This is a genomic window from Gardnerella washingtoni, from assembly GCF_049262705.1.
Classification (GTDB): Bacteria; Actinomycetota; Actinomycetes; order Actinomycetales; family Bifidobacteriaceae; genus Bifidobacterium; species Bifidobacterium vaginale_D.
In genome coordinates this window covers 1,502,836-1,519,317 of the sequence record NZ_CP058398.1, presented here as the reverse complement: position 1 = coordinate 1,519,317, position 16,482 = coordinate 1,502,836, and the positions used below count along the sequence as shown (strand labels likewise).

The window sequence follows — 16,482 nt, the reverse complement described above, 5'->3', positions numbered from 1 at the left end:
CTTTCCTTACGCTGATCAGGTTAACCGCTTAAGACGTTTAACACACGATTTCACGCCTTGTTAACCCACTGAGCGCAACTTAAATAGTGCACTCAATACACGGCGTAAAGATTTATATTTAATTTATATTTGTATTTATTTATATTTATTTGTATTTAGTAATCATACCAATAGGCATTGATGAGAAACATTCTCAAAAACACAAGTTAAAGCAAAATTAAGAACACGCATTCAAGAAAGAAATTAATAAACAAAAAAAGTTCTGATTGAAAAATCAATCAGAACCCTATTTGTGGAGCTAAGGAGACTCGAACTCCTGACCCTCTGCTTGCAAAGCAGATGCGCTACCAGCTGCGCCATAGCCCCAAAGGTAAAAGAATGAAGCTCATTCAATTTCCGTGGGCCCGGGAGGACTTGAACCTCCGACCTCATCCTTATCAGGGATGCGCTCTAACCACCTGAGCTACGGGCCCAACTTGTATGTCTAAAACATACAAGTAGTTACATTAGCACAGACGCAGAAAATGTCAAACCGCAACACGCCATAAAAAGAAAACAGCGTGTTGCGGTTTGAATCAAAAAATCAAACAGAGGTTAATTAATCAAGATGGCTGCGCATAAACCACTGGAACTTTTCCAGTTGCTGCACATGATCTTGGATAATATTAGAGCTCACAACATCAAGATTATCAAGTTCCGCAATAGCCTTGCGATCATCAGCAATCATATCGTTGTAATACTCAATAAGAGCCTGCAAATATTCTTTAGTTGACTTACGACCAGTTAAAGCAAAACGCTTCCACGTACGTGCAGCAACAACATCATCAGCACGACCAAGTGGCGAACCTCCCAAAGTTGCAATGCGCTCAGCAGTCTCATCTGCTTGTGCCAAAACTTCAGCAACCTGTGGATCAAGCATCTCATGCACAGCAATAAAATCTGGGCCAGTAACATTCCAGTGAGCATGCTTCAAAACCAAAGCAGCCTCCTGCTCGTGGCTTAAACGATTCTGCAAAACTGCAACAGCCTTTTCACTGGCCGCTTCGTCGAGACCCGGCAAAATATGCAATAAGGCCATGTTTTATCCTTCCGTAGGTTATATTATTACTATTTCATTCTACTGCTATGGCTTAAATTACGCGCGACGACGCACTTCAAGCGTAGCAATACGTCGACCATCAACCGCGGTTACCGTCATATCATAACCGTCTGCATCATGCAAAACTGCCCCAACGCTTCCCATCGAACCTGTATGCGCCAAAAAGTATCCTGCAACCGTCTCATAAGGGCCATCTTCAAGCTCAATGCCAGTAATATCAGCAAAATCTTCAATGGTCATACCACCATCAATTTTTGCAACACCGTTTACAAAAGCAGTTGTTTTATTCACATTATTTTGTTCAGATTCTTCAGGCAAATCGTACTCGTCGCGAATATCTCCAACAAGCTCCTCGGTCATGTCTTCAAGCGTCACAATGCCGTCAGTTCCGCCGTATTCGTCAATAACGATAGCCAAATGGATTCCGCGTTTGCGAAGCAACTCTAGACTCGGCAAAAGCTTAGAAGTTCCAGGAAGACTAATTCCTTCACGGGTCACATCGGCGACAGTTTTTGCGTTAGGATCACGCACATCCAACAAATCTCGCACATGCACAAAACCGATAACGTCGTCAAAATCCTTGCCAATAACAGGGTATCTGGAATACGGAAGCTCACGAATTTTCGCCGCAGCTTCTTCAAGACTTAACGAACCATCCAAAAATTCCACGTCAGCACGAGGACGCATCACTTCAGCAACAATAGTTTCAGACGCATCAAACACGTCATCCAAAATATTGCGCTCATCTTGACTTAAACGCTTATTGCTGTTAACAAGCACACGCAATTCTTCGTCAGAAACTTCGCTTTCTTTCTCATTCGGATCAAATCCAAGCAAGCGCACAAAACCATTTGTATTCTTTCCAATAAGCCAAATAAGAGGCTTACAAATTTTTGAGAAAATATCCACCGCTGGCACAACCGCTCGTGCAATCTGCTCAGAACGCTGCATTGCAATACGCTTTGGCACAAGTTCGGAAATAACAATAGAACAATACGAAATAATAAGAGTTAAGAAGATTGTAGTAAGAGGGCCAGCAACATGAGCCGGCACTCCCCACGAACGCACAATCGGCACTACATATGGAGCTAAAGCAGATTCTCCAAAAGATGCAGAAAGAAAACCAGAAAGCGTTACGCCAATTTGCAAGGCAGATAGAAAAGTATTAGGGTCGCGCGCAATTTTCGCAACTCTAGCTCCACGAGCATCCTGAAGCTCCATGCGATCAATTTGCGAACTTCTTAAGCTCACTAAAGCCAACTCGGTTGCCGCAAATATGGACCCGAATAGTAGAAAAATTATAATGAGCAGAATATTAAAACCAATCGCCATAATTGTTATCTTAGTTTACTTCTAAGCGATATCAACAATTCTTTAGTGAAAATTATTACGGACGGTAAAAATATCCAGTTGGAGCTTTGGCAGATTTTAACGATATAACTTTTAGTATAACACCAGAACGTTGGTATCCTTTAACTCCTATGCTCCCCCGAGAAACGCGAGCGCGAAGCATAACCCACTCATGTTCGTGGAGTTTGTTGGCGTTTTTATAGTTTACAACTAAACCAAAAGGAGACATATCTAGAATGCAGCAAGACATAAGTTGACGAGATAAGCGAAACTGACTTGCTCCTAAAGTAGTATCACGACTTACGAAACCTGTAATCGTAATCGTGTAGCCTTCATATTTTGAAATATTATGATCTATTTCGTCATACCATAAGCCGAAATCATCGTTTTTTACTTTTATTTCACGAGATTTTTCACTCAACCCAGAAAGTCTCGGATTGTGGCTTCGAATAGCAATAGCCCTTCCTCCTGCGTAACGATCAAAACCACCAGCGCTAAATCTTTGTGACGATTGCAGCGGAATAATAATTAGCAGAGCAGGAAGCACTAAAGAAACTAGTATTTTCCAAGAATCTCGTGCAGAAACATCAAACCATCCCAACGCAGCACAAGATGCTAAAACTAAAAGCAGAACTGCTGCAATTATCAAATACGCGAACGCTCGAGGAGTGGTAAAAAGCGTGTACTGTCCGCTTAAAGTTACTGTGGCAATAACTGCTGCTAAACATAGAAGCACGAAAGATTCCAATATTTTTGCAAAAGTAATACGATTACACTTTTTATTTTCTTCACTAACAGAACTTGTATTTTTCATAGCATGAACCCCCAAGCCCAGTGAGAAAACAGTGAAGCTAGAAGGCAAACGCCTGCAATCGTTAGCGTTAAGCGCAATACGAATTTGCCTCTGCAATCAGAAACAAGCATAAGAGTATTTTTTAAATCAAGCATTGGGCCGAATAGCAAAAATACTAAAACGGAAGACATTGGTAAAGAAGCAGCTAAACTTCTAGCAATTACAGCATCCGAACTTGAGCACAACGAGCTGAAATAGGCAATAGCCATCATTGCAGGTATTGCAATCCAAATATTGTTAGCTTGTATTCTGGAAGCAGGATCCGCCCCTAACCAAGCTCGTATAACAGAAGCAACAATAGTTCCGCACACAATAATTGGTAAAAGTTTCAAAAGATCTTCATGAATATGCTTTATGTACAGCTTTATTTGCAAATAAATACTTGATTTTGTGCGATTTTGCGTCTTTAATTGTTCTGAAAAATTTTGATTTTCTTCATGATTGCAACCACAATTTAGTTCACGAGAACATTTTGATTTAAGATTATTTTTTAATAAATTTTCGTTACGCAAAACAAATGATTTTGGCGGAAATATTGCAAAACTTAATCCAACTAATAACGCAATACCAACTCCTAAAGCAACGCGCATAACGGCTACAGCAGGCGCATCAGCAAAAGCGTACCAAGTCGCTAAAACAGACACAGGATTTACAACAGGAACAGCACAAAGGAAAGTTATTGCACAAGGAAGCGGCAATTTTTTTGCAACCAGTCTAGAAAATGTTGGTACAACAACGCAGTCGCACACCGGCACGCACACGCCTGCAAGTATTGCAGCCAAAAAGCCGTTTGCAGTAGATTTTGGAGCATGTTTTTCAATAAAATCAGCTGTTACCCATGTTTCCACAGCAGCAGAAACAAGCACACCAATAAGAGTGAATGGAATCGCTTGTAAGAGTAGGCCAGCAACACCTCGTACTGTTGTATCAATAAGAAACCATGGATAACGTGCTTGCAAAGCTGGAGCCATAGCAACCATAAGAGCTACGAAAGGCGCTCCTGCAATTAAGAACAAATAGTGCGCTGAAGCTGGTCGTTTTCGAGTATTACTACACAATTTTTTCATATTTACGATTCTGCAATACAGTACAAATTATCAACACGAAAGTACTTCTACGAAGCCGTCACTCATACGATACCTAGCACCAACCAACATCAATGCATCATTAAAAGTAGCTTCGCGAATTATTTGAGATTTATCGCAAATTTCAGCCAACATATTAGATACGTGGATGCGCTCAATATCGTCCGTATCTAAATCTTCTTCAACACCTGCGAGCGCAGCAGGTCCTAAAGAACGCAGCAATATTGACTCACTAGACTCAATTATTTCGCTTGTTTCATCTTCGCCGTATTTAGAAACCAGCTTTTGCACATTCGGCAAAACGGCTTGTACTGCACCGCAATGCTCATGACCTAGTACCACAAGCACTTTTACACCCAAATCGCTTACAGCGTACTCAAGCGATGCAATTACAGCGTCATCAAGCACTTCACCAGCCGTACGAACAGAAAAAATATCTCCCAAACCAGCGTCAAATATAAATTCCGGAGCAACTCTAGAATCTGCGCACGAAAGCACAACAGCTCCAGGATGCTGGCCGTCAATAAGTTTCATGCGCATTTCAGAATTTACACCTGCATGCGTTGAATTATTTTCTGCAAATTTACGATTCCCTGCAAGCATGGCGCTCCACACCGATGTAGCTAAAACTGAATCTTCATTAACAAAATCTTCGCTGACTTCTTCTTGCATTATTACCTCCTACATTGGCATTGGCAATATTTTTTATTTTCTTAAAGTTTAAAATTTTTACTTACCGAATATATTGTATCTTTCGTAGTAAATAAGAATTTCTGTTTAAAAATATTTAAGTTTATTATCAAAGCTTATTATCAAAAAAGCTCCCGTATTGTAATTCGCAAATACGAGAGCCTTCTTGATTTAGTAATTTATGAAAAATCATCCAGTATTTTGCAAGCCTGCAGCAACACCGGAAACAGTGCAAAGAATAAGGTAGATAAACTCTGCCTGCTGGCTTTCGCTCAACTCTTCTTTGTCTACCTTGTTACGGAGCTTGTGCAATGCAAGAGATTGGATTACAGAAAGCGCGTCAACATAAGGCGAGCGCACGCGGATTGCCTGACCTAGCACGTGACGATGCTGCAAAGGCCACTTGTCATCAACAATTTGCAAAACCCACTTGCGAGTAAGCTGCATTTCCGAAAGCACCTTATCGCTCAAATCTTCACGATCTCCAAGGCTTAAGTACATGCGAGCAATACGCTCATCTGTTTTAGCCAAAGACATCTCAATATTGTCAATAAATGTGCTAAACAGAGGCCACTCTTCGTAAGCTCTGCGCAAAGTTTCCAAGTCGCCAAACTTTTCGCAAGCTGTACCCAAACCGTACCATGCTGCCAAGTTGATTCGAGCCTGAGCCCAAGAGAACACCCACGGGATTGTGCGCAAATCGTCCAACGACTTCGCACCCAAACCGCGCTTAGCTGGGCGAGAGCCGATTGGAAGCAAGCCAATCTCACTCAGCGGCGTAACCGTGGAGAACCATGGAGTGAAATCATCCGTTTGCAGCAAGTCAAGGAAGCGCTCATGGGCTGCAACATCAAGTTTTTCAGCCATATCCGCATACTTCTTCGTCATATCAGTATTGGTTTTCTCAACACTTGGCGAAGACTGAAGCAAAGTTGCGGAAGCAACGGATTCGACGTGACGAATAGCCAAAATAGGGTTACCGTAGCGAGCGAAAATAACCTCGCCCTGCTCAGTAAGCTTGAATCGACAGTTGACGGAGCCAACAGGCTGAGCAAGCACTGCACGGTTTGCAGGACCGCCGCCTCTACCAACAGCACCACCGCGGCCATGGAATAGTGTCAAATCAATATCATGCTTCTTAGCCCATTGAGCAATACGCTCCTGAGCGGAATGCAAAGCAAGCGTTGCGGAAGTAGGGCCGGCATCCTTGGAAGAATCCGAGTAGCCAAGCATAACTTCCATCTTTCGGCCAGTAGCCTTAAGACGAGCTTGCACTTCAGGAATTTTAATAATCTCCTCAAGCACATTTACGGAATTTTGCAAATCTTCCAACTGCTCAAACAATGGAATAACGTCGATTATTGGCGCATCCTGTGGGTGAGCGAAAGCAAGACGATTCAACTCAAATACGTCACGCACATGTTGAGCAGATTTTGCGAAGGAAATAATGTAGCGTCGAGCAGCACGCATGCCGTTACGCTTTTGAATTGCACCCAAAGCACGGAAGGTATCGAGCACTTCACGAGTCATTGGCTGAAGCGGACCGCGTTCGCCATGCAATCCGTGCTCGCGAATATCTTCCAAAGCACGAGAATGCACGAGAGAATGCTGGCGGAATTCCATCTCAACCATGTGGAATCCAAAGGTTTGCGCCTGCCAAATCAAGTCCTGCAAAGGACCATAAGCGGCTCGAGGATCGCCACCTTCAGCCAAAGAGCGCTGCACAATTTGCAAATCTTCAATAAAATCTTCGCAAGAATGATACATCAAATCCGTATCGCGACTGATAGTACGATGCAAGCGGTCAGCCATCACAAGCATTACAGCACGATGCGGCTCGTTATTAGAAACATCTGAAGCGTTTTCCGTAAGCTGTTCGCTCATTTCGCGCTGACGATTCCACAACTCAATCAACTCCACGCTTGGAGGAGTTGTGCGGGTCTCCATAGTTAAGCACTTGCCAACTTCGCGAGTGCGATTTTCCAAAGCCGCAAGCACGTGATCGCTAAACTTTCGAGCAACTTGACGGCTTACTTTAGCGGTAACATTTGGATTACCATCGCGATCTGAGCCAATCCAGCTTCCTGGGTGGAAGAAAGCAGGGCAGCGAGGCGGCACAAGACCAGCCTTCTTACCAAGCAGCCAATCGTCAAAACGACGATACACAACTGGAATCGTATCAAATAAAGTAGCGTCGAAAATGTCAAGAATAGTGTCAGCTTCTTCAACTGGAGTTGGCTTCTTTAAAGCAATAGGCGAAGTTCTAAGAAGCGCATCAATTTCGTTATAGAGACGACGATAATTTTCTCGCTTGTCAGATCCACCTAAACGGTGGTGTTCGCTTAATAATTGCGAAATTCTGCGAATCTTTCCAGCCACAGCCTTACGACGGGCTTCAGTTGGGTGCGCAGTAAACACAGGATGGAACTCAAGTTTTGCAAGCAATTCTTTAGCTTGAGCTGGACTCATTTCCGTCAATAATTTGTGATACGCGCAAGTAAGTTCGTTTACTGGGTCAACCGGCAACGAATCCTCAACTTCACATTCACGCTGATGAAGTACAGAAACACGATAATTCTCTTCGCACAAATTAGCGAGATGGAAATACGTTGCGAAAGCACGAGCTAGAAGCTGCATATCATGCAAGTTCATACCATTAATCTTGCTAACAGCCTTGCTTAAGCCATCATCGGCTGTTACTTTTGCGTCCACCATTTGTGCAAAATGCGCAGCACTAGCATCTACAGCATTAAGACGAACATCGTCAAATACTGCCAATAATTTTTCATCAAATTCACCAAGAACATCGCGGAGAATATGCAAGCACAAATCCATGTCTTGCTTAAGCGATGCTGGAAGGTCACGCTCCTCTGGGCCTTTTCGCCCTAAACCAGACGTAACAATAGTTGCGTCTGCTGGAGTAACCTGCTGATTTTCTTCTGTCATCAGACCTCCTTGCGCCAGACAAAGGTTGCTTGATCATCTGACTTCCGCGGCTCCTCCGCGGTTATGTAGGTCAAAAGTTGCAAGCCCACAGCCTTGTTTCCAGCGAGATACCAAGTTAATTGTGAAACTACCACCGGACGTAGCTCGAAGCGTATTTTATTTGTAAAAATCTGCTAGGCAAAGGGGGTGCGTATACTGAAAAATTGTGAGTAGAGTAGATAATAATGCAAGCAGTAATGCAGATAGCAATACAGGCAGTAACGCTTGTAATACTGCGGATAATGACAGTTGTAGCAACAAACCTGAAATTCTTCCAACCGGGCATATAGTTGGTAAACCTTCTGGCCGTTTTCACACGCATGCTATCCCGCTTGACATGGACGATGTTGAGCGCGATTGGGATAAGCCCGTTACTGAAGCGTGTATAGCTGCAAAATCAAGCATTATTATTCGCGTCGGCGCTCTTGGATTAGGAGCAGGAACTGGAAGCTACCGCGTTCGTGAGCTTATGCACCGAATTGGTGAACCAATGGGCGTTCACGTCCGAGCAGACGTAAATCTCACCGACATTGAAGCAACTTGCACCGATAAGCATGAGCGTATTACTGAGGTTGTTGACCTTCCAACTACTGGTGTCAACACTGAACGCATTTGGCTTTTAGAGCATTTTGCCGACTGGTTTAACGTTAAACTTGGAAACGATTCCTTGTATCATTCAAAAGCGGCAGTTTCTAAGGAATTAGTAGACACTCTCCAAGAAAGCGATGCAGAGCGCGATATTGTACAAACTGCTAAGCAATCTGAGGAACATGCGGCAAAAGTTGCGGAAGAAAAAGCTTTACAAGAAGCTATAAGAAAAGAAAAGCCGCGCGGAATTTTTGCATTGCAGCCAGAAAGCGCTTATGCTGAACATTTTGCACACGTCAAACAAGCTCATAGTAGCGACGCAAATGAAAGCAATAATCACCCTCTCACAGTGAGAGAAGTACATGACCGTCTTGATTTGATTAAAAATCGTAAGCCTCTTTATAAGCCATGGTTTGCAGGTCTTGCTTCTGCAGTCGCTTGTGCATCCTTCGCGTTTTTGCTTGGCGGTGGCATTTACGACATGATTGGTGCTTTTATTGGCGCTGGGATTGGCCACTACATTCGTCGACGCATGTTTATGCATCACCTTAACCAATTTGTGGTTACATTCGTTGCTGTTGCAATCGGCGCACTTTCTTGCATCGGCTCACTGCGACTTATTGGCTACTTCGACCCAAGCGCGCTTAATCACACGACTGCGTATATTGGCTCGGTATTATTTGTTATTCCAGGCTTCCCGCTGATTACCGGTGGCTTGGATATTGCAAAAATAGATTTCCCTTCCGGCATTCAACGTCTGTGCTATACGCTTGCGATTATTTTGATGGGAACTCTTGCAGGTTGGACTGTTGCAAGTCTTGTGCAGCTTAACCCACAAGGCTTCCCTCCGCTCGGATTGAACCCTTGGCTTAACGCAGTTCTGCGACTTATTACGGCTTTTGCTGGCGTGTGGGGCTTCTCCGTGCTGTTTAATTCTCCACAACGCATGTGTTTAGTTGCTGGAATTATTGGCGCTATTACAGATACTCTGCGCTTAACTATGACAGACTTCGGTATTGCTGCTGAAATTGCAGCTTTTAGCGGAGCTTTACTTGCAGGATTACTTGCTTCTGCTTGGCGAGCTATTGTTCGTCACGGCTTTGCACCTCAATATTTAGGGTATCCGCGAATAGGTCTTACCGTTCCATCTATTGTGATTATGGTTCCGGGACTTTATATGTATCGTGCAATGTTTTATCTCGGCCAGTTCCACACGCTTCCAGCGTTAGATTGGACTTTCCGCGCTTTTATGGTAATTATTTGCTTGCCTATTGGTCTTGCTGTAGCGCGAGTTATTACCGATAAAAGCTGGCGTTACGACGTGTAATATTCTAAATTGTAGTTCATCAATTTTACAAAGCCGCTTACAAGTTTCCTTGCGAGCGGCTTTATTTTTTACTAATTTGCTTATTAATTTGTTTGTTGAGAGTTAATTCATACTCTAGTATTTCATTCCCATGGCTTCACGAACTTGAGAAAGTGTTTCTTCAGCAATAGCGTTGGCACGTTTGTTTCCGTCGTGAAGAACATCTCGAATAGCATCCATATCTTTTGCTAATTCCGCGCGACGCTCGCGATGAGGAGCCAAGAAATTATTTACGTTTTCAATTACGTAAGCTTTCAGTGCGCCGGCACCAGCGTTGCCAATTTCTTCAGCAATCTCTTTAGGATCCCTGCCAGTAACCAAGCCAGCAGTAGTCAAAAGCGCAGAAACTTGCGGGCGAGCAACCGGATCGAAAGTAATCATTCTTTCAGAATCAGTTGGACTTTTCTTGATTAACTTAGCAGTTTCTTCGGCAGTAGCTCCGAGCATAATCGAATTACCATAAGATTTGCTCATCTTACGACCGTCCAAACCTGGAATCTCTGGAGCATCAGAAAGAATTGCCGCCGGTTCTGGAAACACAGGATTCTTTTTTGCATATCGCTCATTAAAACGGCGCGCAATCGTACGAGTGATTTCAACGTGCGGTAAATTATCTTTACCAATCGGCACAACATTAGCTTTGCAGAACAAAATATCGCAAGCTTGGTGCACTGGATACGTAAGAAGCAATCCGGTTAAAGCATGTCCAGAAGATTCCATTTCCGACTTTACGGTAGGATTCCTGTGTAATTCTGCTTCTGTAACTAGCGAAAGGAAAGGCAACATAAGCTGATTCGCAGCAGGCACAGCAGAGTGCGTAAAAATCATCGTTTTTTCTGGATCAATCCCAGCTGCCATATAATCGAGTACTAAATTCAACACATTATCTTCAATATGTTCGGTTGTGTCGCGATCTGTAATAACTTGATAGTCGGCAATAATAATATTTGTTTTTACGCCACGCTTCTGCATAGCAACACGCTCACGAATAGAACCGAAGTAATGTCCTAAGTGCAAACGACCTGTTGGACGATCACCAGTAAGCATAGTAAATGATGAAGGATTAGCTTCTAATTTTGCAAGTGTTGCATCTGAACGCTTACGAGCTGCTATAAAGCTCGCGCTCATCTCATTTCCTGCAGCTGTTAGCTGTGCTTCTTCTGGCATTTCCAACTCCTTAACTACGCGTATTTTTACGCTGAAAATATGGCTTTTATGGTAAAAGTTTACACAGACAATATACTCGGTTGCGGCACAGTGGTACGCTCTTATGTGATGAACTGATTGTTACGGTAATTTTTAGAGGGGGTCAGATGGGCCGCGGACGACAGAAGGCAAAGCAACAGAAAATTGCCCGTAAGCTCAAATACCTGACGACCGATACGGATTATGACGAGCTTGCTAAGGAACTTAATTCCAGCGAACCCGGACAGGGATCCTTCGATCCATTTGCATCGAGCGAAGGTTATGAAGAAGACACATATCTTCAAGAAAAAGACGATACTGCAGAAAGTATCGCCACTCATACTTCCAGCGATGACGATTTAGACGAGTATGCTAAATGGGCTGCAGAAGCAGCTGCCAAAGCTGTGAGTAGTGAAAATTCCGCTGCGCATCCTGGAACACATGCTGGTGTACATCACCACATACCTATGCCGATGCCGAATTTCATACATAAGCATGATAAATAAAGCTCGTAATAGATAAGATTTACTATAAAGCTTCATTTATCGATAATCACTTCGTAAATATCCTGGGTTAAATGAGAATATTTTGACCCAGGATATTTACGACTGTCATTTTATGTAGGAAACATTCTTAGAGCGGTAGAACATCACTTAAGTCATCACGCTCACCAATTGCATCCATATAACCAGCTTGTTCTTCTTGTTGCCAATTCGTAATACCACTTGCAAGACGCAGCCATACTGCTGGATCAAGTTCAATAACATCTGGCGGTGTAAGATTATGCGGATCGGAAGCTGGTCCATCCAAGATTTTTATAGCTCCCCACGGTGATACTCTCACTTCTACACTGGCTCCGGGAACTTTGCATTCAAGAATATGCAAAGAATACCTCACTGCTAAAGCTTCATCACTACGCGAAATATGCAAAATATTACTATCTATTTGTAGTGGCAAAGTACCATTATCACATGCTTCTAGTGCAGCTTTACGCCAACGTTCCCACGAATATTGTCCTTGTTTTAAATCCCGTTCAAGTATCACACTCATGCCTTTTATTATCTTCTACACAATCTACTTTGCATAAATATTCAGCATAAAACGTTATATACCAATAAATAAAGGTACCGGGTAGTGGTACTATTAGGAACATCGTGTGCATTCACGTACCTTTTGTAGTTATCTGTTATAGTTACCTGCAATACGGTGGTGGTTTAATCGCCTAAGCATAAAGTTTCAGGCTGCACACTTTAAGGAAATATATCAAACGGCACAAGGAGTCAAATATGACTAAACACGTCGCGCCGAAAGCCAAAACTACTGCGACGGCATTTGCCAAAGAACTTCAAGAGCACCTCAAGTACACCCAAGGTGTAACGCCAGAGCAGGCCACTACGGCAGATGTGTATGTTGCCGCTGCTACCGCAGTTCGTCGTCACTTGATGGACTCTTGGATGCAGACACAGCATGACATGGTTAACGGCAATACTAAGGCTGTAGGCTATTTGAGCGCAGAGTTCTTGATGGGCAAGCAGCTTGAGAATGCTTTGTTGAACGCTGGTCTTACTGACCAGTTCAATAAGGCTGTTACTAAGCTTGGTTTTGATCCAAAGGCTGTTATCGATGCTGAGTATGAGCCAGGTTTAGGTAACGGCGGTTTGGGTCGTCTCGCAGCCTGCTTTATCGACTCGCTCGCCTCTATTGGCGTGCCAGCATTCGGCTACGGCATCCAGTATCGTTACGGCATCTTCAAGCAGCGTTTTGATGAAGAAGGTAAGCAGGTAGAAACCCCTGATTACTGGCTGAACAACGAAGAGCCATGGGGTCACATTGATTACGGTCGTGACCAGCGCGTCAACTTCGGTGGTGAAGTTGTCGAAGAGAACGGTAAACGCGTATGGAAACCAGCTTGGTCTGTTCGTGCAGTACCAGTTGATTACATGGTTCCAGGTTATAATTCTGGTCGAGTGAATACTCTTCGCTTGTGGACTGCTAAGTCTTACGATGAGTTTGATTTGCTCACTTTCAACAAGTCTGATTATTTGGACGCTGTGAAGCCACAGGTTGCAGCAGAAAACATTTCTAAGATTCTTTACCCAGAAGATTCCACTCCAGAAGGTAAGGCTTTGCGTCTTGAACAGCAGTACTTCTTCGTAGCTGCTTCTATTCACGACGCTATCCGCGTATTCTATCCAGGTCAAGACAAGCCGGATCTCACTACCTTCCCAAGCAAGATCAACTTCCAGTTGAATGATACTCACCCAGTTATCGGTATTCCAGAGCTTATGCGCGTTCTTATGGACGAGTACGGTTATGATTGGAACACCGCTTGGGGTATCACCACTAAGACCTTCAACTACACTTGCCACACCTTGCTTCCAGAAGCTTTGGAAGTTTGGCCAGCAAAGCTTATTGGCGAACTTTTGCCACGTCACCTTGAGATCATTCAGGGCATCAGCGAGCAGTTCCGCAACGAGCTTCGCGGCAAGGGCGTTGCTGAGGATCAGGTTGAGCGTATGCGCATCGCTACCGACGCCGATGAAAATGGCGAAGGTGCTGTAGTTCGTATGGCTTACTTGGCTACCTACGCAGGCTCTTACGTTAACGGTGTTGCTGAGCTTCACTCTGAGTTGTTGAAGGATGTCACTTTGAAAGACTTCTCCAGCGTTTACCCAGATAAGTTCAAGAACGTTACTAACGGCGTAACTCCTCGTCGCTTCGTACGTTTGAGCAACCCACGCATGTCTGCTCTTATTACTGAGGGCTTGGGTACCGACGCATGGCAGGGTGATTTGGAGCTTCTCGAAGGTTTGAAGCCATTGGCTGATGATCCATCCTTCGTAAAGAAGTTCGCTAAAGTTAAGCACGAAAACAAACTTGCCTTCGTTGATTTCGCAAAGCAGAAGTATGGCTTTGAGATCAACCCAGACACCATGTTCAACACCATCATTAAGCGTTTGCACGAGTACAAGCGCCAGTCCATGAAGATTCTCCAGGTTATCTCCATGTACGCTGGAATTAAGAACGGCACAATCGACGTTGACAAGATGCTTCCACGCACCGTGTTCTTCGGCGCTAAGTCCGCTCCAGGCTATGCTATGGCAAAGCTCACCATTCAGCTCATTAACAATGTTGCTCGCGTGGTGAACAACGATCCAGCATGCAAGGGCAAGCTTGCAGTGTTCTTCCCACCAAACTACAACATCGAGTTGGCAATGAACTTGATTCCTGCCACCGATTTGGACGAGCAGATTTCTCAGGCTGGTAAGGAAGCTTCCGGCACCGGTAACATGAAGTTCGCTTTGAACGGTGCTTTGACTGTTGGTACTCTCGATGGTGCAAACGTTGAGATTCGCGAGCGCGTTGGCGCTGAGAACTTCTTCCTCTTCGGTATGACCGTTGACGAAGTTGATAAGCTCTACGCTGAAGGCTACGATCACGGCGGATCCCGTAAGTACTACGAGTCTGATCCTCGCTTGAAGACTGCTGTGGATATGGTTGCTGACGGCACCTTCTCCAATGGCGACAAGAGCGTGTATGAGCCACTCGTCAACGATTGGCTTACCCACGATTACTTCATGGCAATGGCTGACTTCAGCTCTTACATGGACATTCAGGCTCAGATTGAGGAAACTTACCGCGATCCAATGAAGTGGGCTCGCATGGCAGTTTTGAACGTAGCCAATTCTGGTTACTTCTCTTCTGACCGCTCTATCGAAGATTACCTCGATCGCATTTGGCACACTGGCCCACTTCCAGTTGCTGAGTGAGTATAGATAGAAAAGCATTTAAACGCTTGATCTAACAGAAGCGGTGACTAGCACTACTGCTGGTCACCGCTTCTGTGTTAATACATAAAATATTAGACTAATTCCTGGTTATTTCCTTGGTTATTCCTCGAATATCTAAAAATAAGTATCAAAATAAAAGGGTGACATTCGCATTCATAGTGCAAATGTCACCCTCTATACGATTACGAACACTAAGTGTAGGAATCTTGACTACCCTTACTAAGCTTCAGTTGAATCAGTAACCTCAGCTTCTTCCTTATCCGTCTTTTCAACACCTAAATCAATTGGTGAAGAACTGTTCTCCCATGGCTCTTCCCATGGGTCATAATCAGGATTGTGCTGCTTATACACATACAACGCAGCAATACCTGCGAGCAGTGCTCCGAAGAGCAGTGCAAAGAACTTCCAACCGCCAGAGGATCTGTTCTCCATGATGGCTCCTTTCGGGTTAAGCTGACCTGCTCGTCCAAGTCAACGATTTACATAGCGTTTTGTCGCTTACCCACTATCATAGTTGCTTTTCTTCAGAGTTGCATCTTTTTAAGTAATGTTATTGATTAAATTTGTGAAGTAAAACCGATACTATAAAGATATGCATAATTTGGATATAAAAAATCTTTGGAACCGTATAAAGCTTCGTTGCAATACCACTACTGCAATTTTAGTATATGCATGCGTTTTTGTGTGGATTGTAGAAATGGTACTGCATTTTACAGCGCCAAACACTTATTCAACACTTATTGAATATACCGCTTTTGCGCCTATAACGGCACTACAAACACCTTGGACTTGGTTTACTTCAATGTTTTTCCATGCGCCGAATATTACTCATATTTTCTTTAATATGTTATGTCTTTGGACACTAGGAGATGAATTAGAACGATTCTTTGGCAAGTGGAAGTTCTTTGGCTTGTATGTAATTTCCGGGTTAGGTGGCGATGTTGCAGACATTATATGGTGTAAACTCACCAACAATTGGTTTGTTGCTTCATACGGTGCTTCAGGTGCCATTATGGGACTTATCGGCGCACTTCTCGTAGCTCAGTGGCGTTTAGGCGAGAATATGCGAGGTACATTAATTTGGATTGTTATTACACTTGCTATGCCACTGATTGTTCCTAATATTGCTTGGCAAGCACATGTTGGAGGATTAATTGCTGGAACTGCTATCGCTGCACTTCTTGGTACACAAAATCCTCTTTTACAAAAATTCTCTTTCAACATGCGCTTTTTAGTTTATTTTGCGTTATTATTTGGTATTTTCAGCGCATGTGCAATATTTTGTCTTGCATGATTAGCTTAAGCAAATTACATGTATGTAGTTTTCCACTACTGTGCGCAGACATGTGGATAAGTTGGGTATAAGCTGCTAACAACTACTCAAGTTATCCACATAGTTACACACAAACGTTGATAACTTGCACCTTTTCAAGTCTGTGTATAAGTGCACAAGAGTTATCCACAATTACGTTTTTATGTGAATTAACCCT

At 43.6% G+C, this 16,482-nt stretch carries 13 protein-coding genes and 2 tRNA genes; 4 read left to right on the top strand and 11 right to left on the bottom strand.

Annotated features, from left to right (window positions below; genetic code table 11):
- Positions 1-293: 293 nt before the first annotated feature.
- The 8 genes from HXT28_RS06010 to HXT28_RS05975 form a co-directional block, all read right to left on the bottom strand.
- Positions 294-366, bottom strand: a tRNA-Ala gene (locus HXT28_RS06010).
- Between the two features lie 33 nt (positions 367-399).
- A tRNA-Ile gene (locus HXT28_RS06005) sits at positions 400-473 on the bottom strand.
- Between the two features lie 125 nt (positions 474-598).
- Positions 599-1,078: a Dps family protein gene (locus HXT28_RS06000; protein ID WP_016637608.1), complete on the bottom strand. Its 480-nt coding sequence runs from the start codon at positions 1,076-1,078 to the stop codon at positions 599-601.
- Positions 1,079-1,135: 57 nt separating this feature from the next.
- The gene (locus HXT28_RS05995) at positions 1,136-2,431 is read right to left on the bottom strand and encodes a hemolysin family protein (RefSeq protein WP_016637607.1); all 1,296 of its coding nucleotides are present in this window, start codon (positions 2,429-2,431) and stop codon (positions 1,136-1,138) included.
- Between the two features lie 55 nt (positions 2,432-2,486).
- Positions 2,487-3,263 (bottom strand): TIGR03943 family putative permease subunit, encoded by a 777-nt coding sequence (locus HXT28_RS05990; RefSeq protein ID WP_422113379.1) that lies wholly within the window; start codon positions 3,261-3,263, stop codon positions 2,487-2,489.
- On the bottom strand, positions 3,260-4,369 hold the full coding sequence (locus HXT28_RS05985) for a permease (RefSeq protein ID WP_422113378.1): 1,110 nt from the start codon (positions 4,367-4,369) through the stop codon (positions 3,260-3,262). The genes HXT28_RS05990 and HXT28_RS05985 overlap by 4 nt, the downstream gene beginning before the upstream one ends.
- A 30-nt stretch (positions 4,370-4,399) precedes the next feature.
- Positions 4,400-5,059, bottom strand: coding sequence for a carbonic anhydrase (locus tag HXT28_RS05980; RefSeq protein ID WP_064346692.1), 660 nt, complete (start codon positions 5,057-5,059; stop codon positions 4,400-4,402).
- Positions 5,060-5,266: 207 nt separating this feature from the next.
- Positions 5,267-8,023 carry a phosphoenolpyruvate carboxylase gene (locus HXT28_RS05975; RefSeq protein ID WP_422113377.1) on the bottom strand — a complete coding sequence of 919 codons (2,757 nt, stop codon included), beginning with the start codon at positions 8,021-8,023 and terminating at the stop codon, positions 5,267-5,269.
- A 205-nt stretch (positions 8,024-8,228) separates the two neighbouring features.
- On the opposite strand from HXT28_RS05975, the gene HXT28_RS05970 reads away from it, so the two are divergent.
- Entirely contained in the window at positions 8,229-9,977 is a 1,749-nt protein-coding gene (locus tag HXT28_RS05970; RefSeq protein ID WP_422113376.1) for a threonine/serine ThrE exporter family protein, read from the top strand.
- 114 nt (positions 9,978-10,091) lie between these two features.
- On the opposite strand, the gene trpS is transcribed toward HXT28_RS05970, so the two are convergent.
- A complete protein-coding gene (gene trpS / locus HXT28_RS05965; RefSeq protein ID WP_422113375.1) occupies positions 10,092-11,183 on the bottom strand; it encodes a tryptophan--tRNA ligase in 1,092 nt (363 codons plus the stop codon).
- A 146-nt stretch (positions 11,184-11,329) separates the two neighbouring features.
- Between trpS and HXT28_RS05960 the strand changes: the two genes are divergently transcribed.
- Complete coding sequence (locus HXT28_RS05960) at positions 11,330-11,707, top strand: DUF3073 domain-containing protein (protein ID WP_064346695.1); 378 nt, start codon at positions 11,330-11,332, stop codon at positions 11,705-11,707.
- Between the two features lie 127 nt (positions 11,708-11,834).
- On the opposite strand, the gene HXT28_RS05955 is transcribed toward HXT28_RS05960, so the two are convergent.
- Positions 11,835-12,251 (bottom strand): sterol carrier family protein, encoded by a 417-nt coding sequence (locus HXT28_RS05955; protein ID WP_032814028.1) that lies wholly within the window; start codon positions 12,249-12,251, stop codon positions 11,835-11,837.
- 236 nt (positions 12,252-12,487) lie between these two features.
- Here HXT28_RS05955 and HXT28_RS05950 point away from each other — a divergent pair, with 236 nt between their 5' ends.
- Complete coding sequence (locus HXT28_RS05950; protein WP_422113374.1) at positions 12,488-14,971, top strand: glycogen/starch/alpha-glucan phosphorylase; 2,484 nt, start codon at positions 12,488-12,490, stop codon at positions 14,969-14,971.
- A 240-nt stretch (positions 14,972-15,211) separates the two neighbouring features.
- On the opposite strand, the gene HXT28_RS05945 is transcribed toward HXT28_RS05950, so the two are convergent.
- Positions 15,212-15,424: a hypothetical protein gene (locus HXT28_RS05945; RefSeq protein WP_016637595.1), complete on the bottom strand. Its 213-nt coding sequence runs from the start codon at positions 15,422-15,424 to the stop codon at positions 15,212-15,214.
- A 160-nt stretch (positions 15,425-15,584) separates the two neighbouring features.
- On the opposite strand from HXT28_RS05945, the gene HXT28_RS05940 reads away from it, so the two are divergent.
- The gene (locus HXT28_RS05940; protein WP_016637594.1) at positions 15,585-16,286 is read left to right on the top strand and encodes a rhomboid family intramembrane serine protease; all 702 of its coding nucleotides are present in this window, start codon (positions 15,585-15,587) and stop codon (positions 16,284-16,286) included.
- The last annotated feature ends 196 nt before the right edge of the window (positions 16,287-16,482 follow it).

What these genes read in the sequence shown, in the direction of transcription:
- HXT28_RS05990 (WP_422113379.1), bottom strand. Translation starts at nt 3,263, where the DNA reads ATGAAAAATACAAGTTCTGTTAGTGAAGAAAATAAAAAGTGTAATCGT.
- HXT28_RS05945 (WP_016637595.1), bottom strand. Translation starts at nt 15,424, where the DNA reads ATGGAGAACAGATCCTCTGGCGGTTGGAAGTTCTTTGCACTGCTCTTC.
- HXT28_RS05955 (WP_032814028.1), bottom strand. Translation starts at nt 12,251, where the DNA reads ATGAGTGTGATACTTGAACGGGATTTAAAACAAGGACAATATTCGTGG.
- HXT28_RS05975 (WP_422113377.1), bottom strand. Translation starts at nt 8,023, where the DNA reads ATGACAGAAGAAAATCAGCAGGTTACTCCAGCAGACGCAACTATTGTT.
- HXT28_RS05960 (WP_064346695.1), top strand. Translation starts at nt 11,330, where the DNA reads ATGGGCCGCGGACGACAGAAGGCAAAGCAACAGAAAATTGCCCGTAAG.
- HXT28_RS05980 (WP_064346692.1), bottom strand. Translation starts at nt 5,059, where the DNA reads ATGCAAGAAGAAGTCAGCGAAGATTTTGTTAATGAAGATTCAGTTTTA.
- HXT28_RS05995 (WP_016637607.1), bottom strand. Translation starts at nt 2,431, where the DNA reads ATGGCGATTGGTTTTAATATTCTGCTCATTATAATTTTTCTACTATTC.
- HXT28_RS05950 (WP_422113374.1), top strand. Translation starts at nt 12,488, where the DNA reads ATGACTAAACACGTCGCGCCGAAAGCCAAAACTACTGCGACGGCATTT.
- HXT28_RS06000 (WP_016637608.1), bottom strand. Translation starts at nt 1,078, where the DNA reads ATGGCCTTATTGCATATTTTGCCGGGTCTCGACGAAGCGGCCAGTGAA.
- HXT28_RS05985 (WP_422113378.1), bottom strand. Translation starts at nt 4,369, where the DNA reads ATGAAAAAATTGTGTAGTAATACTCGAAAACGACCAGCTTCAGCGCAC.
- HXT28_RS05940 (WP_016637594.1), top strand. Translation starts at nt 15,585, where the DNA reads ATGCATAATTTGGATATAAAAAATCTTTGGAACCGTATAAAGCTTCGT.
- trpS (WP_422113375.1), bottom strand. Translation starts at nt 11,183, where the DNA reads ATGCCAGAAGAAGCACAGCTAACAGCTGCAGGAAATGAGATGAGCGCG.